The 21,497-nt window shown below is 58.3% G+C and carries 19 protein-coding genes, 3 tRNA genes and 2 pseudogenes; 11 read left to right on the top strand and 13 right to left on the bottom strand.

The window, feature by feature from the left end:
• The first annotated feature begins 49 nt into the window (after window positions 1-49).
• Complete coding sequence (locus CAF87_RS06190; protein ID WP_256575973.1) at window positions 50-1,159, top strand: hypothetical protein; 1,110 nt, start codon at window positions 50-52, stop codon at window positions 1,157-1,159.
• Window positions 1,160-1,205: 46 nt separating this feature from the next.
• Here CAF87_RS06190 and CAF87_RS06185 read toward each other — a convergent pair whose 3' ends face one another.
• Together CAF87_RS06185 and CAF87_RS29470 are read right to left on the bottom strand one after the other, a co-directional pair.
• Window positions 1,206-2,282, bottom strand: a complete 1,077-nt coding sequence (locus CAF87_RS06185) for a 3-deoxy-7-phosphoheptulonate synthase (protein ID WP_085730783.1) — start codon at window positions 2,280-2,282, stop codon at window positions 1,206-1,208.
• 334 nt (window positions 2,283-2,616) lie between these two features.
• Window positions 2,617-2,748, bottom strand: coding sequence for a hypothetical protein (locus CAF87_RS29470; protein ID WP_256575974.1), 132 nt, complete (start codon window positions 2,746-2,748; stop codon window positions 2,617-2,619).
• Window positions 2,749-2,932: 184 nt separating this feature from the next.
• Here CAF87_RS29470 and CAF87_RS06180 point away from each other — a divergent pair, with 184 nt between their 5' ends.
• The 7 genes from CAF87_RS06180 (at window position 2,933) to CAF87_RS06150 (ending at window position 7,123) form a co-directional block, all read left to right on the top strand.
• The gene (locus CAF87_RS06180; protein ID WP_256575975.1) at window positions 2,933-3,397 is read left to right on the top strand and encodes a GNAT family N-acetyltransferase; all 465 of its coding nucleotides are present in this window, start codon (window positions 2,933-2,935) and stop codon (window positions 3,395-3,397) included.
• A 127-nt stretch (window positions 3,398-3,524) separates the two neighbouring features.
• Entirely contained in the window at window positions 3,525-4,166 is a 642-nt protein-coding gene (gene uvrY / locus CAF87_RS06175; RefSeq protein WP_032829778.1) for a UvrY/SirA/GacA family response regulator transcription factor, read from the top strand.
• A 2-nt stretch (window positions 4,167-4,168) separates the two neighbouring features.
• The gene (uvrC, locus tag CAF87_RS06170; RefSeq protein ID WP_085730784.1) at window positions 4,169-5,992 is read left to right on the top strand and encodes an excinuclease ABC subunit UvrC; all 1,824 of its coding nucleotides are present in this window, start codon (window positions 4,169-4,171) and stop codon (window positions 5,990-5,992) included.
• A 32-nt stretch (window positions 5,993-6,024) separates the two neighbouring features.
• Entirely contained in the window at window positions 6,025-6,585 is a 561-nt protein-coding gene (gene pgsA / locus CAF87_RS06165; protein WP_085730785.1) for a CDP-diacylglycerol--glycerol-3-phosphate 3-phosphatidyltransferase, read from the top strand.
• 60 nt (window positions 6,586-6,645) lie between these two features.
• Window positions 6,646-6,721, top strand: a tRNA-Gly gene (locus tag CAF87_RS06160).
• Window positions 6,722-6,768: 47 nt separating this feature from the next.
• A tRNA-Cys gene (locus tag CAF87_RS06155) sits at window positions 6,769-6,842 on the top strand.
• Window positions 6,843-7,036: 194 nt separating this feature from the next.
• Window positions 7,037-7,123 (top strand) — tRNA-Leu (locus tag CAF87_RS06150).
• Between the two features lie 92 nt (window positions 7,124-7,215).
• On the opposite strand, the pseudogene CAF87_RS06145 reads toward CAF87_RS06150, so the two are convergent.
• A pseudogene (locus CAF87_RS06145) lies at window positions 7,216-7,683 on the bottom strand (tyrosine-type recombinase/integrase); the annotation flags it as partial.
• A gap of 11 nt (window positions 7,684-7,694) precedes the next feature.
• On the opposite strand from CAF87_RS06145, the pseudogene CAF87_RS06140 reads away from it, so the two are divergent.
• Window positions 7,695-8,601, top strand: a pseudogene (locus tag CAF87_RS06140) (IS3 family transposase); the annotation flags it as partial.
• 204 nt (window positions 8,602-8,805) lie between these two features.
• Here the strand turns inward: CAF87_RS06140 and CAF87_RS06135 are convergent.
• The 9 genes from CAF87_RS06135 to CAF87_RS06095 form a co-directional block, all read right to left on the bottom strand.
• The gene (locus CAF87_RS06135) at window positions 8,806-9,036 is read right to left on the bottom strand and encodes a hypothetical protein (RefSeq protein WP_085730787.1); all 231 of its coding nucleotides are present in this window, start codon (window positions 9,034-9,036) and stop codon (window positions 8,806-8,808) included.
• A 120-nt stretch (window positions 9,037-9,156) separates the two neighbouring features.
• Window positions 9,157-9,387 (bottom strand): hypothetical protein, encoded by a 231-nt coding sequence (locus CAF87_RS06130; protein ID WP_085731257.1) that lies wholly within the window; start codon window positions 9,385-9,387, stop codon window positions 9,157-9,159.
• Between the two features lie 70 nt (window positions 9,388-9,457).
• Window positions 9,458-11,095, bottom strand: coding sequence for an ABC-F family ATP-binding cassette domain-containing protein (locus CAF87_RS06125; protein ID WP_085730788.1), 1,638 nt, complete (start codon window positions 11,093-11,095; stop codon window positions 9,458-9,460).
• Window positions 11,096-11,238: 143 nt separating this feature from the next.
• Entirely contained in the window at window positions 11,239-12,267 is a 1,029-nt protein-coding gene (locus CAF87_RS06120; protein WP_085730789.1) for a DNA topoisomerase IB, read from the bottom strand.
• 72 nt (window positions 12,268-12,339) lie between these two features.
• Window positions 12,340-13,419, bottom strand: a complete 1,080-nt coding sequence (modC, locus tag CAF87_RS06115) for a molybdenum ABC transporter ATP-binding protein (protein WP_085730790.1) — start codon at window positions 13,417-13,419, stop codon at window positions 12,340-12,342.
• 3 nt (window positions 13,420-13,422) lie between these two features.
• On the bottom strand, window positions 13,423-14,103 hold the full coding sequence (gene modB / locus CAF87_RS06110) for a molybdate ABC transporter permease subunit (protein ID WP_085730791.1): 681 nt from the start codon (window positions 14,101-14,103) through the stop codon (window positions 13,423-13,425).
• Entirely contained in the window at window positions 14,104-14,871 is a 768-nt protein-coding gene (gene modA / locus CAF87_RS06105; RefSeq protein ID WP_085730792.1) for a molybdate ABC transporter substrate-binding protein, read from the bottom strand. It abuts the gene before it with no gap.
• 177 nt (window positions 14,872-15,048) lie between these two features.
• Window positions 15,049-16,110 carry a nitronate monooxygenase family protein gene (locus CAF87_RS06100; protein WP_085730793.1) on the bottom strand — a complete coding sequence of 354 codons (1,062 nt, stop codon included), beginning with the start codon at window positions 16,108-16,110 and terminating at the stop codon, window positions 15,049-15,051.
• 108 nt (window positions 16,111-16,218) lie between these two features.
• Entirely contained in the window at window positions 16,219-18,666 is a 2,448-nt protein-coding gene (locus CAF87_RS06095) for an autotransporter (protein WP_085730794.1), read from the bottom strand.
• 178 nt (window positions 18,667-18,844) lie between these two features.
• Between CAF87_RS06095 and CAF87_RS06090 the strand changes: the two genes are divergently transcribed.
• Window positions 18,845-19,828: an MDR family oxidoreductase gene (locus CAF87_RS06090; RefSeq protein ID WP_085730795.1), complete on the top strand. Its 984-nt coding sequence runs from the start codon at window positions 18,845-18,847 to the stop codon at window positions 19,826-19,828.
• 61 nt (window positions 19,829-19,889) lie between these two features.
• On the top strand, window positions 19,890-20,348 hold the full coding sequence (locus tag CAF87_RS06085) for a GyrI-like domain-containing protein (RefSeq protein WP_085730796.1): 459 nt from the start codon (window positions 19,890-19,892) through the stop codon (window positions 20,346-20,348).
• Here CAF87_RS06085 and ada read toward each other — a convergent pair.
• The gene (gene ada / locus CAF87_RS06080) at window positions 20,345-21,412 is read right to left on the bottom strand and encodes a bifunctional DNA-binding transcriptional regulator/O6-methylguanine-DNA methyltransferase Ada (RefSeq protein WP_085730797.1); all 1,068 of its coding nucleotides are present in this window, start codon (window positions 21,410-21,412) and stop codon (window positions 20,345-20,347) included. The two genes, CAF87_RS06085 and ada, sit on opposite strands and share 4 nt — an antisense overlap.
• Window positions 21,413-21,497: the final 85 nt, after the last annotated feature.

The raw sequence follows: 21,497 nt of genomic DNA, 5'->3' as shown, positions 1-21,497 counted from the left end.
TTCGACGCAGCAACGAGCTGCAGGGCGTTTCCAGGGAGTGGAGCTACGAATGAACAGGCAGAGCGCGCAAGAAGCGACACGGGGCAATGTTTTAGCCGTAACAACGATCGGCTCATCGGGGCACGAATGTCTGCGCGAGCCGTCGGATTTAATGCCCGCGGTTACCCTCGAAGCGGTGGAAGGAGGTGTCCTTGACCCTTCGTTGAGTCGGGTCGTCATCCGGATCGCGCCATATTCCGATATGGCATGCGGTGACAGAGTGGTACTGAGCTGGCATGGTCTCGATATCGAGGGTTTACCGTATCGACAGGAGTTCGCGCGATCGATCAGCGAAGCTCAGCTGGGGAGGGATATCGTTTTTGTCATCAGAAGTCCTCACATCGCTGCGCTGGATGGCGGTTCGCTGGAGGTGTTCTGGACGTTGAGCAGCATGAAATGGTTGTTGCCCGTCAACTCCGTCAGGACTCAGCTGAATGTTGGGGACGTTCTATACAGTCTGTTGCCGCCCATGGTCGACGATGCCGTTGGCGGGCATCTTGATCCGGCGCGCGTCAACGGAGGCACAACTGTCACTTTCCAGCCTTATGCCGGGATGTCGGTGGGTGATCGAGTGCAGTTGTTCTGGCAGGGGGCTGCAGAGCACGCCTCATTCCGGGACAGCTTGATCGTCGAATCCTTTGCTGTCGGAACGCCGCTGGTGTTCGGTGTCGATCCTCGATTCATCATCCCGCATTCTGGCAGTGAAGTGCTTGTTCGATATGTCATCGAACAAAATACTGGAGCGCTGCGCGAATCGGGCTCCAGGAAAATCATCGTTGCTCCGTTGGTGCGCGGCGCACTGGCTGCACCACAAGTGCTTGAAGCACGGGAAGGGATGCTGGACGTATGTGAAACCATTGATGGCGTCAGCGTAGTGATCAGCGATGCGCAGGTAGAGGTTGGTGAACTGGTTTATCTCAGGTGCGATGGCGAGCACTACTTTCATCGCGATGATCGGAAAATAACCAGCGGAATGGAGATTGAGCCCCTGGTGTTTATCGTTCCCTATTGCTTTTGGCGCGAGCATGTCGGTACGGCTGTTCGAGTGTCCTATTCGGTTGAGCGACTGGATGATGTCAGTCAGTTATCCGATGTGGCACTGCTGAACGTGCAGACTTGATCAAGCGGCCTTCCGGGCAGGCATGCTCCGGAAGGCTGGTTCATATTCAGACCAGGGACGGATTCCGAAGACGCTCCGCAGCATCGTGCAGCAGACGTTCCGTGGCAGCGAAGCCCAGGCAGCCATCCGTAACCGAGACGCCGTAGCGCAACGACCCACTCAATGGCTGGCACCCTTCGAACAGATGCGACTCGATCATCATTCCGACCAGTGAACGGTCTCCCTGGAGGCGCTGCTCCAGCACATCGTTGAAAACGTCCGGCTGACGAAGAGGGTCCTTGCCGCTGTTGGCGTGGCTGCAATCGACCATGATCCGGCTCGGTATCTTCAGTCGGCTCAGTTCGGTATGAATTCGGGATACGCTCGCGCGATCGTAGTTCGGCCCTTGATGGCCGCCGCGCAGGACCAGGTGGGTATCCGGGTTGCCCGAAGTCGGAATGATTGCCGGATGGCCTTGGCTGTCTACGCCAAAATGGCGATGTGGATGAGCAGCCGAGCGCATTGCGTCGACGGCAATGGAGACGCCGCCATCGGTGCCGTTCTTGAAGCCGACTGGCATGCTCAGTCCGCTCGCCATCTCGCGATGAATCTGTGATTCAGTTGTTCGCGCACCGATGGCAACCCAGCTGAGCAGGTCGTCGAAGTAGCCAGCAGCCATGGGTTGCAGAAGTTCGGTGGCAACGGGAAGGCCGAGGCGGATCATTTTCAGCATCAGTTCGCGTGACAACGTCAGGCCGGCAGCCATGTCATCGCTGCCGTCCAGGTGGGGATCGTACGCTAGACCCTTCCAGCCGACGGTGGTGCGGGGTTTTTCGACGTAGGCACGCATAACGAGCAGCATTTCCTGACTGACGTCATTGGCCAGGCGGGCAAGTTTGTCGGCGTATTCGAGCGCTGATTCGGGATCGTGAATGGAGCAAGGGCCGACGACTACCAGCAAACGGTGGTCTTCTCCGTTGAGAATGGCGCGGATGGCCTGGCGGTGATTGGCAACCTGCTGGCTCAAGGCATTGCTCAGGGGTAATTGCTGCTTGAGCTGTAGCGAACTGGGCAGACGCAGGGTCAATGCTTCGTTGGCCGGATTCAGGGTGGACAGTGGCAGAGCAGAAACGGACGAGTTCATATTCGGTCTTCCTGGGCTGGTCGCGGGTCTTTCCCGCCGACTCGGCCCTATTGGGGTGTTCGACAGTTGGCCGTATTGGCTACGTGTGTTGGCTTGCCACCTGTAGGTGACCGATCGGAGGCGGCAGGTTGTCCCGAGCGGAGGCTGCTAAATCGCCAGGCGGTAAAACTGTCGTAGCGGTAATAGGTGGCGTAGTTCATGTCGTGATTCCTCAAATGTCTGGTGTGTCGCTGAAAGTTCTGGGCCTGAAAAAACAAAACCCCCGGTCGGGAGGCCGACCGGGGGGTGAGAATTCTCTGGTAGGCGACCCGTCTATATGGGCGCCGTGTGGGTATCAGGCGCGCCAGTGGCTAAACCAATACCCAAAATAAAAGCTGCTGGCTGGAGCGCAAATGTCGTTCACGCGCGCAGCCGCAACCGAGCGCTGGGCGCTGGTGGCAAGAAGCTGTGCAAGGGCGTTGAACATGATGTGTCTCCGATGAATGCGCCGAGCTTACTAGAGCCCGATGCGCGTCAGCAATCAGAAAATGCTATCGAAGGTACAAGACGTCCTCTATCGGTTGAGCCTTCGGCAAGCTATGACACACTCTGCCGTTTTCAGCGGTTCGAGGTTGAGTCGCGTCGAGGTTGGCATCAGGGGAGGGCAAGGCATGAAGGTTATGGATGTGCAAACAAGGTTTCATTTGCGACCGGCGACGCCCGATGACCTGGCGTTTACGCGAGAAATTACCTGCCAGAACATGCTCCGCTATTACATCAGCTACGATCTGCTGTGGCAGGACGAAGCTTTCGATATCGCGTGGGCCGGGCGCGAAAACTGGATGATCGAATGCGATGGCAGGCCAGTAGGCTATTTCAGCCTCAGTCGTGATGCCCGCGCTTTGTACATTCGCGAATTGCAGGTCTGCGGGGGATTTCAGGGACAAGGTGCAGGTTCCTGGGCGATCGATCAGGTTGTTGCAATTGCACACCTTGAGTGTCGCCCGGCATTGCGACTGACAGTGTTCAAGAACAATCCGGCGCAAAACCTGTATCGCAGAAAGGGAATGGTTGTGCAGGGCGAGGACGAGTGTTTCCTGAGGATGCATCTCGAATTCAGTACACGTGTGCTCTGAAACGCACGGCCGGCAAGCCCTGAATGATGAATTGAAACTTTTTATATGCTGCTTGCCGCTAGGTCTGTCTGGCACTTTTTGCTAAGGTGTCCGGCATCCCAATAAGACCATATCGCGAGGTGTCTGCTTGATTAGGGTGCTAGTGGTCGATGACCATGATCTCGTTCGTACGGGCATTACTCGGATGCTGGCCGATATCGATGGCCTGCAAGTGGTTGGCCAGGCCGAGTCCGGGGAAGAATCCCTCATCAAGGCCCGTGAGCTGAAGCCAGACGTGGTGCTGATGGACGTCAAGATGCCTGGCATCGGCGGCCTGGAGGCCACGCGCAAACTGTTGCGCAGCCATCCGGACATCAAGGTGGTTGCAGTCACCGTGTGCGAAGAGGATCCGTTTCCTACCCGATTGCTGCAGGCGGGCGCCGCGGGTTATCTGACCAAGGGGGCCGGATTGCCGGAAATGGTACAGGCCATCCGCCTGGTCTTTGCCGGTCAGCGCTACATCAGTCCGCAAATTGCCCAGCAACTGGCGATCAAGTCCTTCCAGCCAACCAACGATTCTCCGTTCGATGCCTTGTCGGAGCGGGAAATCCAGATTGCCTTGATGATTGTCGGGTGCCAGAAGGTGCAGATCATTTCCGACAAATTGTGCCTGTCGCCAAAAACCGTAAACACCTACCGTTACCGCATTTTCGAGAAGCTTTCGATCAGCAGTGATGTCGAGCTGACGCTTCTGGCAGTTCGTCACGGCATGGTTGATGCCAGCCTCTGACCATGACTGAAACATTCGATTCCGGCGCCTTCCTGTCGACTGTCAGTGGGCGGCCTGGCGTTTACCGCATGTTCGACAGCGATGCGCGTCTGCTGTACGTCGGCAAGGCCAAGAATCTGAAAAAGCGCCTGGCCAGTTACTTTCGGAAAACCGGGCTGGCGCCCAAAACCGCCGCGCTGGTCGGGCGAATCGCCCAGGTCGAAACGACCATTACCGCCAATGAAACAGAAGCCCTGTTGCTTGAGCAAACACTGATCAAGGAGTGGCGGCCGCCGTACAACATCCTGTTGCGCGACGACAAGTCTTATCCGTATGTGTTTCTGTCTGACGGACAATTCCCTCGCCTGAGCATTCATCGCGGTGCCAAGAAGGCCAAGGGCAAGTACTTCGGGCCTTACCCGAGTGCCGGGGCAATCCGCGAAAGCCTCAGCCTTCTGCAAAAGGCATTCTTCGTGCGCCAGTGCGAAGACAGCTACTACAAGAACCGGACGCGTCCGTGCCTGCAGTACCAGATCAAGCGCTGCAAGGCTCCCTGTGTCGGGCTGGTAGAGCCCGAGGTGTACGCCGAAGACGTGCGGCACTCGGTGATGTTCCTCGAGGGGCGCAGTCATGCACTGACTAATGAACTGTCCACGGCGATGGAAGAGGCTGCAATCAACCTTGAGTTCGAACGTGCTGCCGAGCTTCGCGATCAGATTGCATTGCTACGTCGGGTCCAGGATCAGCAGAGCATGGAAGGCGGGACTGGCGATATCGATGTGGTCGCAGCCTTTGTCAACCCCGGAGGCGCCTGCGTGCATTTGATCAGCGTGCGGGGAGGGCGGGTTCTGGGCAGCAAGAACTTTTTCCCGCAGGTCGGGATCGAGGAAGATGTTGCCGAAGTCATGGCTGCGTTTCTTGGCCAGTATTTCATCAGCAGCCCCGAGCGGGATTTGCCAAGTGAACTGATCGTCAACGTCGTTCATGAAGACTTTCCCACATTGATCGAAGCGATTCAGGAGCTGCGCGGGCGCGAACTGTCCATCAGTCATCGGGTTCGCGGTACGAGGGCGCGCTGGCAACAGCTGGCCGTGACCAATGCCGAACAGGCGCTGGGTGCGAGGCTAGCAAACCGCCAGCACGTTGCGGCCCGTTTCGAGGCGTTGGCCGAGGTGTTGAAGCTGGACGAGCCACCGCAGCGCCTGGAGTGCTACGACATCAGCCATTCCAGCGGCGAAGCGACCGTTGCGTCCTGTGTTGTGTTCGGGCCGGAAGGGGCAATCAAATCGGATTACCGCCGATACAACATTGAAGGCGTGACGGCGGGTGATGATTATGCCGCCATGCACCAGGCGTTGACCCGGCGCTTCAGCAAGCTGAAGGACGGTGAGGGCAAGTTGCCGGACATTCTGTTGGTGGACGGCGGCAAAGGGCAGTTGTCGATGGCGCGTGATGTGCTCAACGAACTGGCTGTGCCGGACCTGATCCTGCTGGGCGTTGCAAAAGGCGCGACGCGCAAGGCGGGGTTCGAGACTTTGTATCTGAATGATGCCGCGCATGAATTCACGTTGCGTGGCGACTCACCTGCGTTGCACCTGATTCAGCAGATTCGTGATGAAGCTCACCGCTTTGCAATCACCGGACACCGTGCGCGTCGTGGCAAAACCCGTCGTACATCAACGCTGGAAGGCGTGGCGGGCGTAGGTCCGACCCGTCGCAGGGACTTGCTGAAACATTTTGGTGGATTGCAGGAGCTGTCTCGTGCAAGCATCGAAGAGATCGCCAAAGCACCGGGGATCAGCAAAAAGCTAGCAGAGTCGATTTATGCAAACCTGCATAGTGAGTAGAATGCCCATTCACCTCGTAGCCAGTTGTGCCGATGAATATCCCTAATCTGATTACCGTTCTCCGTGTCCTGCTCATCCCGATCTTCATTTTGCTGTTCTATCTGCCTTACCAGTGGAGTTATCTGGCCTCAAGTTCGGTCTTTGCCTTCGCGGCGGCAACGGACTGGCTGGATGGCTATCTGGCGCGCCGACTGGAGCAAAGCACTCCGTTTGGGGCGTTTCTGGACCCTGTCGCTGACAAACTGATGGTTGCTGTTGCACTGGTGTTGCTGGTGCAAGAACACGGCAATCTGTGGCTCACGTTGCCGGCGGCCGTCATCATCGGTCGCGAGATCGTCGTTTCGGCGTTGCGTGAGTGGATGGCCGAACTTGGTGCGCGGGCTCATGTGGCTGTATCGAACCTGGGCAAATGGAAAACCGCTGCGCAAATGCTTGCACTGGTGATCCTTCTGGCTAACCCCAAGGTTTTCAGCTTCTGGGTTTTCATCGGTTACACGTTGCTGATGGTTTCTGCAGGCCTGACCTTGTGGTCGATGGTTCAATACCTTCGGGCTGCCTGGCCGCATCTGAAGACCGATGTTGAAAAGAAATAAAACTTTTTTGAATCAAAGGGTTGACGGCGCTTCTGATTTCTATAGAATGCGCCACACCAAGCGGGAATAGCTCAGTTGGTAGAGCACGACCTTGCCAAGGTCGGGGTCGCGAGTTCGAGTCTCGTTTCCCGCTCCAAGTTTGTACAGCGTTTGTTGTTGCGCTACTGACAACAAAAGCTTTGAGGCCGAGTAGCAAAATGGTTATGCAGCGGATTGCAAATCCGCCTACGCCGGTTCGATTCCGACCTCGGCCTCCACTATAAATAAGCTCCGTAGATCCATGATTTACGGAGCTTTTTTTATTGCATTGTGCTGAAAGATTTAGTCTTTAAAAACGCCTTTGCCAACTTGCTTCACAGGGGAGTGATGTATATATTTCCCCCTCTGCTGTACGGGCACCAATCTGTCAGGATTGTGAACCGGCATCAGGGCAACGCAGTACCGCGCTACCGCCCGAATGGCGAAACTGGTAGACGCATGGGACTTAAAATCCCCCGCTCGTAAGGGCGTGCCGGTTCGATTCCGGCTTCGGGCACCATAAATATCAAGGGCTTGCATGACATACCTCATGCAAGCCCTTAGTTCTTTTTTCGCAATCAAAAAAATTTTTCCGCAATTCGTGACTGTCAGTCAATTCGTAGGGGTAACCTTCATCCCCTTGCCCATTCGAATGTACTGTTCTGTCATCCCAACGGTTGTATGCCCTGGCTGGTCCCGAGCTTCTCGGATGCTCCCTGTTGACTCCTCCTTATCCGTCGCCGCTTTTGCTCTTAGGTCGTGCATCTGAAATTCTGCTTTTGGAATTCCGGCTGCTTCCCTGGCGTCATCAAACGGCTTTCTGAGCATGTTGGTCGTCATTGGCTGCCCAGAGTCGGTAACTACCAGACGTGTTGATCTGATTTTGTGTCCAGCCTTTCGTGTCATGATTCGATCGATTACGACTTTGAGCTCACCAATGATCTCGATCCTTCGTTTAGCCCCAGTCTTGCCTTGCTGAACGGAGAGCTTTCTGTCTTTTATATCTCGCTCATCCATTTTCAATGTGTCTGCGATCCTCTGGCCTGTTAGGTAGAACAGGTCCAAAGCGTCCCTCAATGGGTGTGGGGGTGATCATCTCATTAGGCTACCGCGCTCTTGATGTCGGAAGAGCACGAGCGCACACGCTGATTGATCAGTTGAGCGCCTGAGAGCCGGTCGATTGGTTTTGCGCAGTCTTTGATGTCACGCGCTCGTGCTACTACGCCCACCGCCTCAGACGCAGAACTCCGGATGTTGAACGGCTTCGGTTGCGCAGTCGGGTCAATGAACTGTTTACGCAAAGTCGAAGCGCCGCCGGTAGCCGCAGCATCGTGTCGATAATGCGGTAAGGCGGCGAGAAAATCGGGCGGTTCAAGGTGCGTGGTCTGATGCGGGAACTGGCGTTAGTCAGCAAACAACCGGGATCGCATGCCTATAAACAAGCGACGGTTGAGCGACCTGATATTCCGAACATCTTGAATCGAGAGTTTGATGTGCCAGCACCCAATCAGGTCTGGTGTGGCGATATCACCTACATCTGGGCTCAAGGGAAATGGCATTATCTGGCGGTCGTCCTGGATCTCTACGCGCGCCGAATTGTAGGCTGGGCGCTGTCGAACAAACCAGATACGGATCTGGTGGTCAAGGCGCTGGATATGGCTTATGAGCGAGGGAGGCCTCAAGGGCTAATGTTTCACTCGGATCAGGGCTCGCAATATGGCAGCCGTCAGTTTCGCCAACGGCTCTGGCGTTACCGCATGCGCCAGAGCATGAGCCGTCGTGGAACTATTGGGATAATGCGCCGATGGAGCGCGTGTTTCGCAGTTTGAAAACTGAATGGATACCGACGGTGGGCTACATGACGGCTCACGAAGCGCACCGAGACATCAGCCATTACCTGATGCATCGGTACAACTGGATGCGGCCTCATCAATTCAACGGTGGGCTGGCGCCAGCTAGGCCGAGAAAAAACTTAACGTCGTGTCCGGGATTAGTTGACCACTACAGTATTGTGGCAGCTGCGGCATCTGACGCGATTGAGTTCGGGGCTGGAGCTGAGATTGTTGCCCTAGTGACCACAGCCCAGGTGTCCGTCGAATTTGAGATGAATGACCATGAGACGCCTCCTTGGTGACGTGCAAAGGGTTTGACCTCTCACCGCCAAGGACGTTCTTTTATGCAAGCTTTGCACAAGTCAGCGGATCACCTGAAGCGTGGCAGCGGCCGGTCTACAGGTTTGAGCGATGACAGGGTGCTGCGAATCAGCGGAGCATCTTTTTCGATGTCGTTCAAACGATCGCGAATGCGCAGGGCGGTCGGGTGCCCGCCTTGATGATCGACCCAGTCGGCGATCTCTTTACAGGCCGCCGCGAGGCGCGCCTCCCGGGCATCGAGCAAGGTGAGGAGAGTGGTGATGGACTCTCTTTCGGACATGGAACACCTCCGTTCAACAAACCGCTCTGTGGCAGCAAAAAGCCCGCGAAGCGCGAGCTCTCTGCCGTTGGGGCGCTGCTCCTTCAGCTGATTTGAGTATAGACCCGTAAATGACAGCTATCAGCCCGAAGACTCGCTGGCCGTCACCCGCGAGCTGGCGGCATTCAGTCGCTGGCATTCTCGCCGGGCATCCTCTTCCAGATCGTAGCCATCTCCGATGAAACCGCCGGTTCGCGTGTCATTGATGCGATACCAACTGATGGCCTCGGCGGGTTCGTGGAGACTTTCTCCTGCGCGGCGACCGTGAATGATGATCTTGTTGCAACACTTCACGACGAATATGTCTTCCATGGCGCACCGCAGCTGATTCATATCAGATCAACTATAGAAGCCCTGACAAATCGTGCAAAAAATAGTCAGGTCAGTTCGTCGGTTGAAGTATCCACCCCGAACGATGCCAGTTCAGAGAGTGAGTCGGTTGCAGCGCCTTGAGGAAGTCCTGGTCGTGCGAAACGGCAACTATTGCCCCTGGAAATGTCTGCAAGGCTCGCTCGAAAGCTTCCACCGAGGGTATGTCCAGATGATTGGTCGGTTCGTCCAGCAACAGCAACTGCGCGGGGTCTGCTCTCCAAAATGCCAGCGCCAGTGCGGCTTTCAGACGTTCGCCACCGCTCAATGAAGCGCAACATCCTGTGGCGCGACGAGCATCCAGTTGCAGGTGAGCGAGGTTGCTGCGCAGCGTGCCTTCGTCCAGGGTCACCCCCTGCATCATCAACTGTTCGATGATCGAGCGCGGATCGTCCAGTTGAGCCAATTGTTGATCAAGAAACGCGAATGACACGTGAGTCGCGGCGACCCCGTCGACAGGCGCCAGTTGGCCGGCGAGCACCTTCAGCAGGGTTGATTTCCCGCACCCGTTGGGGCCGCTGATAGCGATTCGCATCGGCCCATGGATCGTCAAGCTCAGGCGGCTCGTCGCCGCTTCGTGCGGCAGCCACGGCAGCCTGGCTTCAATTAGCGTGCAGACCTGGCGGTTGCTCGGCACGGTGCTTCCGGGCAAGTTGACCAGCACGCTGTCTTCTGGCTGCACCTTGGCGAAGGCCTCCCGAACCCGGGAATCGAGCTCGGCCTTGCGTGCCTGATGACTCTGTCGGACATGCCCCATGATTTCCCGGGCGGCGCCTTTGATCGCAACATATTCGAAACTGGCAATGTTGGCGGTCTCGGCTTTGCGTCGGGAGTTGGATGCGTGGCGTTGTATCGCGTCGTGTTCGTGCCGCAACCGCCCGCGTTCGCGCTGGCGTTCGCTTCGGGCTTGATCAAGGCGTGCTTGTGCCGCCGCTTGATGGATCCGCTGATGCTCACGGAATGCCGAGTAATTGCCTCCGAAGTCATTTGCCACAGCTCCATTGAGTTCGATAATCCGTTGCATGCCATCGAGCAATTGGCGGTCATGGCTGACAACGATCAGCCCGCTGTTCCATCGTTCCAGTGCGGTCATCAGCCATCGCCTCCCACCTTTGTCCAGGTGATTGGTCGGCTCATCAAGGATCAGCAACGGTGCCTGGCTCAAAAAGGCGCCAATCAGCGCGATACGGGCTTGCTGGCCTTCACTCAGTTTTTCGGTCAAGTCAGAGGGCTCAACGCCGCTCAGCCCGGCCTCATCGAGAAATCGCGCCAAGCGATCAGGCAAATCCCATTGTTCGCCAATGAGGTCGAAATCTTCGGCCGATCCGTTACCTTGATTCAATCGATCCAGTGCCTGAAGAATGGCTGCACTGCCCGTGGTCTCTGCGACTGTCTGGCCTCGCACCGAGACACGGTTTTGCGCCACATAAGTTGTCGCCACCGTGCGGGTCACAGTTCCTTCAGTTGGCTGCAAATGCCCGGCAATCAAACGCGCCAATACGCTTTTGCCGACACCATTGCGTCCGACGATGGCGGTTGGCGTTTGATTGAACTTCAAATTGAGTGCATCGAAAATCGTCTCGCCATCGGCGAACTGGAAACCCAGCTGATTCAGGGATACGAGGGCAGGCGTACGCGAGACGTGAGTCATCGGCACCTCCAAAAAATGTCGGGAACACTGACAAGCGCCTTTGAAGGCGTGTCGCGATTACATTTTTGAAGGCTTAGTTGTTCACTTCTGCGGTCGTCCTTGGGAGGGGAAGCTCGTTAGCCTAGTCGAGACCTCCGACGGCTTCAAGCCATGTCAGACATGCGCTCAAGGAATAACGCCAGGGCCACTTCCTCCTTGCGCAGACCTTTGCGGATCCTCGGCTTTGGCAGATCCGCCAGCGCGCCCAGCATGAAATGCTCCACCACGGCCGGGTGGATATAGCATTTGCGGCACACCGCCGGCGTATTGCCCAGTTGTCGCGCTACACCTTTGACCATCTCCACCACATGCCGCTTGGCTTCGGCTTCCGATTCCCATTGCAACTCCCGCAGCACCGACAGGGCGAGGGCGCTGCCAGCCCAGGTCCGGTAGTCCTTGGCGGTGAAGTCCGCGCCGGTCAGGGTTTGCAGGTAAGAGTTGACGTCGGAGGAACTGACGGTGTGCCGCTCACCGTGTTCATCCACGTACTGGAACAGGTTCTGCCCCGGGATTTCCAGGCAGCGCTTGATAATCCGCGCCAGGCGCCGGTCTTTCACGGTGATTTGATGCTCGATACCGCTCTTTCCGCGAAACTGGAACAGGATCGCGCTGCCATTGATCTCGACATGCCGATTGCGCAGAGTAGTCAGCCCATAGGATTTATTGTCTCGTGCGTATTGAGTATTGCCGACGCGGATCAGCGTGGCATCAAGCAAAGTAATCACCGTGGCCATGACTTTGTCGCGGCTGAACCCCGGTGCGTCCAGCAGCACTTCCAGTTGTTTGCGCAGGTTCGGCAGCGCCATGCCGAACTCGCGCAGTCGCGAGTATTTGTCGGCATCGCGGACTTCGCGCCAGCGTGGGTGATAGCGGTATTGTTTGCGCCCGCGAGCATCGCGGCCGGTGGCTTGCAGATGGCCGCGAGAGTCCGCGCAGATCCACACATCGGTGTAGGCCGGCGGCACAGCCAACGCATTGATGCGTTTGATTTCGTCAGGATCGCGGATGCGCTGGCCAGTTGCGTCGAAGTAGCAGAACTTGCCGCGCAGCTTTTTGCGGGTGAGTCCCGGCTGGGTGTCATCGACGTAATGCAGGTTCGAAGGCAACACATCGGTCAGCGCTGTATCGGGCATGGCGGGGTTCCTGGGCGGCAATCGGGCTGTTACAGCGATTGACCGCATGCCATGGCAGTCGTGCCGACCGATTTAAGCCAGCACCGCGACGGCCTTGATCTGCGCCCATAATTGTTGACCGGCATGCACGCCCAACTGGTCCCGCGAATACCGGGTGATTCTTGCCAGCAGCGGCATACCACCCGCATCGAGGCGAATCAGCACATGAGCGGCATTGTCGGCGGGCATTTCGCTGACCACCGTTACCGGCAGTCGATTGAGGATGCTGCTCTGCTCGGTGTTTTGCAGGGTCAGGCTGATATCGCGAGCCTGCACTTTGCAGCGCAGCGTCTGACCAATCTCCATGGGGGAGTGAGTCACGCGAATGCTCAACTTCGTGCCGGGCAATTGCAGGCATAGCAATTGGTAGTGGTGATCGTAGGAAATGACCTGGCCCTCAATCACCACACCTGCGTCATCGCCCATTGCCAGTGGCAAATCGAGGCGCGCCAGGGTTTCACCAATCGGACCACTCGCCAGCGCTTTGCCGTCGTCGAGCAGTACCAGATGATCGGCCAGGCGCGCGACTTCGTCCTGGGCGTGACTGACATACAGAACCGGGATATCGAGTTCGTCGTGAAGCCGTTGCAGGTAAGGCAGGATTTCGCTTTTACGTTGACTGTCGAGGGCCGCGAGCGGCTCGTCCATCAGCAACAGTTTCGGACTGGTCAAAAGCGCCCGGGCGATGCCGACGCGCTGTCGCTCTCCGCCGGACAGATGCTGCGGATTACGCTCGAGCAAATGGCCGATTCCCAACAGTTCAGTGGCTTGCGCCATGTCGACCCGGCGCTGATTCCTGGCAATCCGCTTGAGTCCGAATTGCAGGTTGGCCAGCACCGAGAGGTGCGGAAACAGGCTCGCTTCCTGAAAAACATAGCCGAGTGCACGTTTATGTGGCGGGACAAAGACGCCTTTCTCGCTGTCCTGCCAGATTTCGTCGTTGATTTGCACAAAGGCGTGCGAAGCCTGTTCAAGTCCGGCAATGCAACGCAGGCAGGTGGTCTTGCCGGAACCCGATTGCCCGAACAACGCGGTCACGCCGCGACCGGGCAAGTGCAGGTCGACATCCAGGCCGAAGCCGGGGTAAGCGAGTTTCAAGCGTGCTTCAATCATCGATCAACCCCAGCCTGCGCGCGACTTGCGGCTGGAATAGAGCGCCAGCAACACCAAAAACGAAAACACCAGCATCGCACCGGCAAGCCAATGCGCTTGTGAGTATTCCATGGCTTCGACGTGGTCGTAGATTTGTACCGAGACCACCCGGGTCTTGTCGGGAATGTTGCCGCCGATCATCAGTACAACGCCGAACTCACCGACGGTATGGGCGAAACCCAGGATCGCCGCCGTAATGAAGCCGGGACGTGCGAGCGGCAGGATGACGCTGAAAAAAGTGTCCCAGGGATTGGCGCGCAATGTCGCGGCCACTTCCAGTGGGCGAGTGCCGATGGCGGAGAAGGCGTTTTGCAACGGCTGCACCACAAAGGGCATGGAATAGAGCATCGAACCGATCACCAGCCCGGTGAAACTGAACGTAAGCGTACCGAGCCCAAGCCATTGGGTGAAATGACCCAGAAAGCCATTGGGGCCGAGAGCGAGCAACAGATAAAAGCCGATAACGGTCGGCGGCAACACTAGGGGCAGGGCGACAATCGCCCCGATGGGGCCGCGCAACCAGGATTGGCTGCGCGACAACCACAGGGCAATTGGAGTACCAATCACCAGCAGGATCGCGGTGGTCAGGGACGCCAGTTTCAGGGTCAGCCAGATCGCCGCGAAATCGGCACTCGTCAGCGACATTTACAGCTGATAACCGTAGGACTTGATGACCGCAGCGGCTTTCGGGCCTTTGAGGTAATCAACCAGCGCCTTGGCCGCCGCGTTGTCCTTGCCTTTGTTCAGGATGACAGCGTCCTGTTTGATCGGGTCGTGCATGCTCGCCGGAACGATCCATGCCGAGCCGCTGCTGACTTTGCCGTCCTTGTAGATCTGCGAGAGGGCAACGAAGCCCAGCTCAGCGTTGCCGGTGGAAACGAACTGGTAGGCCTGGGTGATGTTCTGGCCTTCGACGATCTTGGCTTTGGTTGCATCAGTCAGTTTCAGCTTTTCCAGCACCTGGGTGGCAGCCAGGCCATAAGGTGCAGTTTTCGGGTTGGCGATGGACAGGTGTTGGTACTCGTTTTTCTTCAGAGCGTCGCCTTTGGCGTCGACGTAACCTTCTTTGGCCGACCACAGCGCCAGGGTGCCGATGGCGTAGGTGAAGCGCGAACCTTTGACTGCGTCGCCTTCTTTTTCCAGTTTTTCAGGGGTGGTGTCGTCGGCCGAGAGGAACACTTCAAATGGCGCGCCGTTTTTGATCTGGGTGTAGAACTGCCCGGTGGCACCGTAGGCTGCAACCAGTTTGTGCCCGGTGTCTTTTTCGAAATCGGCGGCGATTGCCTGGATCGGTCCGGTGAAGTTGGCCGCGACGGCAACTTGCACTTCATCCGCCTGAACAGCACCGACGGCGAATACCGCAAGCAGGGAGGCCAGGCAGGTAGGGGCAAAACGTGAGGCACGAATGGTCATGTAACGGCTCCGTTGTTGGCAAGTGCAGTGGGCAGTTATTGTTGGAAGGGTAGACTGCGCCGATGCGAGGGGTGAATCGCTATATAGTTGAATATATAGCGAAATGCCGCTAAACGGAAAGTCCTGGTTTCGGGCGGGCAGGTGAGGGGATGAAACCCTTCACCCATGCCTCATGTATTACCGGGTCAGTTTCGCCAGTGCACCCTCGGCCAGTTGCCGAGTCAGTTCAGCGCTGCTCAACTCCTTGCCCAGCGTAAACGCCTGACCAGCCCAGAGGTTGCTGAAATCAGCCTCATCCTTGGCGCGCAACGGCATCAGAGCTCCGCCAGCCAACGGAAACGCTGGCGCTTTGTCCGACATCGGTCCCACTTCACGCATCACTCGATTCAGAATCCCCCGTGCCGGGCGCCCGGTGAACAGGTTGGTGATAGCGGTTTCACTGTCCTTCGCGGTGCGCAGCGCCTTGTGATGAGAAGCGCTGACTTTGGCCTCCGGTGTAAACAGATAAGCCGTGCCGACCTGAGCAGCAGATGCACCGAGCATGAATGCCGCTGCAACGCCTCGTGCATCGGCGATCGCACCGGCAGCAATCACGGGCACTTTGACCGCGTCGACGATTTGCGGAACGAGCGCAAAGGTTCCCACCTGGCTGCTCAGGTCATCGCTGAGGAACATGCCCCGATGCCCTCCGGCCTCGTAGCCCATGGCGATGATTGCGTCGCAACCGTTCTGTTCCAGCCAGACGGCTTCGTCGACGTTGGTTGCCGAGGACAGGATTTTCGCCCCGGTGGCCTTGACCCGGTCCAGCAGGGATTTTTCCGGCAGGCCAAAGTGGAAACTCACCACCTCAGGACGAAAATCTTCAAGTACTTCGCAAGCGGCTGCATCAAAAGGTGCGCGGTTGGATACCGGCGTCGGTGCATCGAAGTCAGCACCCAGTTCGCGGTAGTAGGGTTCCAGCAGATTCTTCCAGTCCCGTGCCCGCTGTTCATCGGCGGCCGGTGGCTGGTGGCAGAAGAAATTGACGTTGAACGGTTTGTCAGTGCCCTGACGGATGGCCTTCAGTTCTTCGCGTAATTGCTCGATGCTCAGCATCGCCGCCGGCATCGAACCCAAGCCGCCCGCGTTGCACACCGCAATGACCATTGACGAGTTGGTGGCACCGGCCATAGGGCCCTGGATAATCGGCAGTTCGATGCCGAGCAGGTCAAGAATGCGCGTATCTGGCCATTGGTTCATGGAAAAGACTCCGAAGGACAAAGCAGGGCAGAGAAGCTGAAGCCGGTTTTTTTACCAGCAAAACCGGGTGCAGGGCCAGCCGAGATTTGTAGCCGAGCGGGATTCGGATCAGCGTCGATGAAATCCACCACCGCCCCCTCCACCGAATGAATGGTTCATGAACTGCGAAGAGTTGTGGAAGTTGTTCAGTCGCTGGTTACCCACATTGCGCGCCGCAGAATCGCGGTTGAGGTTCTGTAACTGAGCATTGTTGTTGGCCGGTGCGCGGGCTTCTCCGCCCTTGACCATCGACTGCCAGCCGTCATCGGTCTTCTTGTAGACGTTGCCGTCGTGGCCGGCATACACGTTGTCGCCAACCCGTGCGGCGCCGCTGTTACGCCCGTGAATCCCTCCGTACTGCGTGGTGTTGCCGGTGTTCGGGTTGTAGACGGCGCCACGATTGGCAGTGACCTGAGTGCCATTACGGGCATTGCCCGCTGTTACCCGCCCCCCGGCAATCGCACCGCCGTTGGGCCCCACCACTTCACCGCTGCGACCGGCCGCATAGTTGCCGGTGTAGACATTGTGTACCGCGCCACGCTGACCTGCGGTCGCAATCCCGGTCCGTGAGTTGTAGGAGGAGCCGACCTGACCGGCCCAGCGGTTGCCGGTCCAGGCGTTGTAACCTGCGCCATAGCGGCTGACGGTCGCCCGATCACCCCATTGCCGGTAAATGTTGCCGGTCGTGCCGGCCCACCCGCCCGGGCCCCATGCGACGGCGCCGCCGTGATAACCGTAGGCTGCGCCGCCCCAGGCCAATGGCGCCGGATACAAGTGTGGTCCCCACGCGTAGCCCCAACCGTAATTACCCCACCATGGATAGGCGCCCCAGCCCCAGCCCATGGCGGCAGTGCTGCCGCCCCAGCTCCAGCCGAACCCGAAGCCGAACGTCCAGCCAGTCCACGGCGTGTAGCGGATGGCGACGCCAAAGCCGTAAGTCACCGGCGGCCCGTACCAGACACTGCCGATCCATGGTGTGTACGGATAGCCGGTACCGTAAACCACAACACCGGTCGCCGGATCCAGCGTCGATCCCTGATAGCCCGGCGTGTAGCCGACGACGACCGTGTCGCCACTGGACTCATAGACTTTGACGTAAGTGAGGTAGTGCATCGGTGAGTTCGGTGGTATCGAATAGATCACCGCCGGCACCGAACTGGCCACGGTCCAGGGACCACCGACTGCCGTGGCAACGAACCAGATGCCATTCTCCACGGCGTACCAACTGTTGTTGTCGATCCGGATGATCGGCGTGGCGCTGTTGATCACATATTGAAGCGGGGTCCCACTGATGGCTTTGAGTTGAGGCTCGCCGTCGAATTGTGGTGCAGTCATTTTTACCGCGCTTTTCTTGATCGCCGACGTCTGCGGGATGCTGGCGGCAATGGCCGCCTCCTTGGCCTGGGGCGTCCCGGCGACCGAGGCTTTGACGTTTTCCTTCGGACTGTCGTCGGGAATGTTGGCGAAGTCTGCCGGCAGCTTGTCCGCCGGGGTAAATGTCCACGGGCCGTTCATGTCACCGGCGCGGAACCAGCGGCCGGATATCAGCACATAACTGTTTTGATCGCCGATTTCCTTGAAGATGTGCCCGGTCGTGTTGCTGACGTACAGCAGTTGCGTGCCCTGGATCGGCAGCCACTGCGGCGCACCGTCAGTGACGATCAGCTCGGTCGGGGTCGTGGCCACGAAGATCTTCGGCTGCGGCGGTTTGGCCAGGCTCGGTACTTTGTCCTTCGGGTCGCTTTGCCCGGTGAGCAGATCTACCTGCCGGCTCTCGATCGCCGCTTTCTTGGCTTTTTCCAGATTCGTCGCAGGTGATGAGAGTAGGGTGTAGGGCCCCGTCAATTGATCGGCAACCATCCAGCCATCGAACACATGCAGATAATGTTTGCCTTGGGCGTCCTTGAGCAGCAGAGGGCGAGTGTTGATCACCCGTTGCAATTCGGTGCCGTTGACCGGACGAAACACGGCATCACCGTCGATATAGACCAGCATGGCCGGCACATCCGAGCTGAGGATGGTCGGCGGCGCGTTTTCCAGTGGCGCCGTGTCGACTTTCTGCTCGGCGGCCAGTACACCGACGGCGGCCTCCAGTTGATCGAGTGAAATGGTTTTCTTGCGCTTGGCCGCATCGTTTTGCAGTGTCGTGATCCACGTCTCTGCCTGGCTTGCATCGGCAGGGAAATCCGCCTTGATGATTTTGTACTGGTCGAGCATAACCCAGCGGGTGGCTTTGTCGACCAGTGTGTGAGCGCTGAACTGGACGATGCCGTAAGTCGACTTGTCGTCGGCGCCGGTGGCCTCGACGGCGGCGCGAGCCTGCAAGGTGTAGCCGTCCCAGTTGTCGAGCTGCGGCTGATACACGGTGAGTTTTGACTTGCCGCTGGTGATGACTTGCGGCCATGTCGGCTCAACGGCAGCCGCTTCTGCTGTCTTGGCGGCAGGCGCCGCCCAAGCGGTATTGAATGCCAACAGACAGAGCATCAGCCATGCAAAAAAAGGGCGGGCGCGGGACATTGTCAGCTCCATCGACAAAGGCTTCTCGGGGATAACTGGAAGCAGTCGAAAAGCATAGTCGTCCGATCTGGAATCACCCGCCGGTTTCAGCGATTGGCGGAAAGTCGAGTGGGGCAAAATGTTGCGATGTGGTATTTGAATGCCACGAGACCCTGAATTCATTTCCTGAGAGGCAATCATGTTCAACGGCATTCTGATCGACAAAGACGACAGCGGTTATCGCGCCAGCCTGCAGAAAATCGACGAGCAGCAGTTGCCCGACGGCGATGTGTCTGTTCGCGTCGCGTACAGCACGCTGAACTTCAAGGACGGGCTGGCGATTACCGGCAGCAGCCCGGTGGTGCGCAAGTTTCCGATGGTGCCGGGGATCGATCTGGCCGGTACGGTCGAGGTCAGTTCGCATCCCGACTATAAGGCTGGCGACCAGGTGTTGCTCAACGGCTGGGGCGTGGGTGAAAACCACTGGGGCGGCCTGGCTCAAAAGGCCCGACTCAACGGCGACTGGCTGATTCCGCTACCCAAGGCGTTTTCCGCCGCACAAGCCATGGCCATCGGCACGGCGGGCTACACGGCGATGCTGTGCATCATGGCGCTCGAGCGAAATGGCGTGACGCCAGAACAGGGCGAAGTGCTGGTTACCGGCGCCAATGGCGGGGTTGGCAGCTTTGCAATCGCCTTGTTGCACAAGCTGGGCTATCGCGTGGTGGCGTCCACCGGGCGGGTGTCGGAGCATGAGTATCTGCAGCAGTTGGGCGCCAGCGAAATCATGGATCGCGCGACCTTGTCCGAACCCGGCAAGCCACTGGCGAAGGAACGTTGGGCGGCGGTCATTGATTCGGTCGGCAGCCACACATTGGCCAACGCCTGTGCCAGCACCCGCGCTGAAGGCACCGTCGCGGCGTGTGGTCTGGCTCAGGGCATGGATTTCCCGGCGTCGGTGGCCCCGTTCATCTTGCGTGGTGTGACGCTGGCTGGAATCAACAGCGTAACTCAGCCCAAGGCGCGTCGAATCGAGGCCTGGGAGCGTCTGGCCAAGGATCTGGATTTCGCCCTGTTGCCCCTGATCAGTCACGAAATCGGCCTCAGCGAGGCGATCGAAGCTGCTCCGAAATTGCTCGCCGGACAGTTGCGCGGACGGGTTGTCGTGGACGTCAATCGCTGACACATTAAGCGCCATCGCGGACCTGCCGGGTCGCACTTCAAAAAAAGGGAGTGGCACTTCGATGGATCTACAACAACAGCGCGTTGAGTCGTTCACGGTTTCAGGCTTGCGTGTTCGAACCACCAACGCCGCAGAACACAAGGCCGAGACCGCGAAAATCGGCCCGATGTGGAGGCAGTTTTTCAGCAAGAACCTGGCGGATGCCATTCCTGGCAAGCTGAGCGAGTCACCGATTTACGGGGTGTACTCGGCTTATGAATCGGATGCTTCGGGTGCGTTCGATGTGACGGCGGGTGTTGCGGTTGCCAATCCGCAGACTGAATTCGAAACCCTTCGGATCGAAAGCGGCGAGTATCTGGTGTTCCAGGGACAGGGCGCATTGCCCGATGCGGTCATTGCCACTTGGGGCCGGATCTGGAAACACTTCGAAGCCAATCCGCAGATTCAGCGGCGTTACGCCACTGACTTCGAGGCCTACCTTGGCCCCGAATCAGTGGCGATTTACATCGGCATCCGCTAAGGCTGCGTTTCCCGGGACAACAGCTCACGCTTGCGCTCCACGCCCCAGCGATAGCCGGAAAGGTTGCCGTCGCTGCGGACCACGCGGTGGCAAGGGATCGCCACTGCGAGGCTGTTGGCGCCGCAAGCCTGGGCCACCGCACGTACAGCTTTTGGCGAGCCGATGCGCTGGGCGATGTCGGCGTAACTGGCGGTGCTGCCAACCGGTATTTCGCGCAGCGCCTGCCAGACCCGCTCCTGAAACGCTGTGCCCCGCACATCCAGTGGCAGATCAAGACCGATTGCCGGCGTTTCAATGAAGCCGACGACATGGGCAATCAGTTGCTCGAACCCGGCGTCGGCACCAATCAGGTTGGCGCGGCGAAACTGATCCTGCAGGTCGCAGACCAGTTGATGGGGATCGTCCCCCAACAGAATCGCGCAGATCCCCCGGTCACTCTGTGCCACCAGAATGGCGCCGAGCGAACATTGCCCAACCGCAAAGCGAATATTGCTGTTTTGCCCAGCAGCCCGGAAGTCGCCAGGTTTCATGCCCAGCAACTGATCCGCAGCTTCATAGAAGCGGCTGTTGGAGTTGAAGCCGGCGTCGTACAGCGCATCGGTCACCGAGTCGCCATCCGCCAACCGTTGGCGCACTCTGCGCGAGCGGTGAGCGGCGGCGTACCCTTTGGGCGTCAGGCCGGTGGCGGCTTTGAATACCCGATGGAAATGGAAGGGACTCAAGCCTGCAGCGTCCGCCAGCTCGTTGAGCGCTGGCAGGGTTTCGGCGGTTTCGATCTGCCGGCACGCAGCGGCTACGGTCGCGGCATGTTGCGCGGCCACGTCGCTCTGATCCTTGCTCGCCCGTTTGCTGGGGCGATAACCCGCTGCCTCGGCCTCTTCGGCTGTGTCGAAGAACTCGACATTCTGTGGTTTAGGCAGGCGCGCCAGGCTGCTCGGACGGCAATAGATGCCAGTGGTTTTCACGGCGTAGACAAATTGACCGTCCGCCCGTGGATCGCGGGCGACAACGGCGGACCAGCGTGGATCGTCTTCAATGTTCAGCGGGGGCGAAAGCGTTTTCATGATGGAGAGTCCGTTGACCTGTTGAATTTCAGGTTAACCAGTGCCGCCAACCCTAACACTCCGGCCCTTGCGGTCAAACTTTGCA

The sequence above is a fragment of the Pseudomonas sp. R38(2017) genome (assembly GCF_002112395.1).
Classification (GTDB): domain Bacteria; phylum Pseudomonadota; class Gammaproteobacteria; order Pseudomonadales; family Pseudomonadaceae; genus Aquipseudomonas.
Note: the sequence above shows the minus strand (reverse complement) of the source record. Positions and strands in the feature narration are given on the sequence as shown.

What these genes read in the sequence shown, in the direction of transcription:
- ada (WP_085730797.1), bottom strand. Translation starts at nt 21,412, where the DNA reads ATGAAAACGCTTTCGCCCCCGCTGAACATTGAAGACGATCCACGCTGG.
- CAF87_RS06085 (WP_085730796.1), top strand. Translation starts at nt 19,890, where the DNA reads ATGGATCTACAACAACAGCGCGTTGAGTCGTTCACGGTTTCAGGCTTG.
- CAF87_RS06090 (WP_085730795.1), top strand. Translation starts at nt 18,845, where the DNA reads ATGTTCAACGGCATTCTGATCGACAAAGACGACAGCGGTTATCGCGCC.
- CAF87_RS06185 (WP_085730783.1), bottom strand. Translation starts at nt 2,282, where the DNA reads ATGAACTCGTCCGTTTCTGCTCTGCCACTGTCCACCCTGAATCCGGCC.
- pgsA (WP_085730785.1), top strand. Translation starts at nt 6,025, where the DNA reads ATGAATATCCCTAATCTGATTACCGTTCTCCGTGTCCTGCTCATCCCG.
- CAF87_RS06180 (WP_256575975.1), top strand. Translation starts at nt 2,933, where the DNA reads ATGAAGGTTATGGATGTGCAAACAAGGTTTCATTTGCGACCGGCGACG.
- modA (WP_085730792.1), bottom strand. Translation starts at nt 14,871, where the DNA reads ATGACCATTCGTGCCTCACGTTTTGCCCCTACCTGCCTGGCCTCCCTG.
- modC (WP_085730790.1), bottom strand. Translation starts at nt 13,419, where the DNA reads ATGATTGAAGCACGCTTGAAACTCGCTTACCCCGGCTTCGGCCTGGAT.
- CAF87_RS06100 (WP_085730793.1), bottom strand. Translation starts at nt 16,110, where the DNA reads ATGAACCAATGGCCAGATACGCGCATTCTTGACCTGCTCGGCATCGAA.
- CAF87_RS06190 (WP_256575973.1), top strand. Translation starts at nt 50, where the DNA reads ATGAACAGGCAGAGCGCGCAAGAAGCGACACGGGGCAATGTTTTAGCC.
- CAF87_RS06125 (WP_085730788.1), bottom strand. Translation starts at nt 11,095, where the DNA reads ATGACTCACGTCTCGCGTACGCCTGCCCTCGTATCCCTGAATCAGCTG.
- CAF87_RS06120 (WP_085730789.1), bottom strand. Translation starts at nt 12,267, where the DNA reads ATGCCCGATACAGCGCTGACCGATGTGTTGCCTTCGAACCTGCATTAC.
- modB (WP_085730791.1), bottom strand. Translation starts at nt 14,103, where the DNA reads ATGTCGCTGACGAGTGCCGATTTCGCGGCGATCTGGCTGACCCTGAAA.
- uvrC (WP_085730784.1), top strand. Translation starts at nt 4,169, where the DNA reads ATGACTGAAACATTCGATTCCGGCGCCTTCCTGTCGACTGTCAGTGGG.
- CAF87_RS06135 (WP_085730787.1), bottom strand. Translation starts at nt 9,036, where the DNA reads ATGTCCGAAAGAGAGTCCATCACCACTCTCCTCACCTTGCTCGATGCC.
- CAF87_RS06095 (WP_085730794.1), bottom strand. Translation starts at nt 18,666, where the DNA reads ATGTCCCGCGCCCGCCCTTTTTTTGCATGGCTGATGCTCTGTCTGTTG.
- CAF87_RS06130 (WP_085731257.1), bottom strand. Translation starts at nt 9,387, where the DNA reads ATGGAAGACATATTCGTCGTGAAGTGTTGCAACAAGATCATCATTCAC.
- CAF87_RS29470 (WP_256575974.1), bottom strand. Translation starts at nt 2,748, where the DNA reads ATGTTCAACGCCCTTGCACAGCTTCTTGCCACCAGCGCCCAGCGCTCG.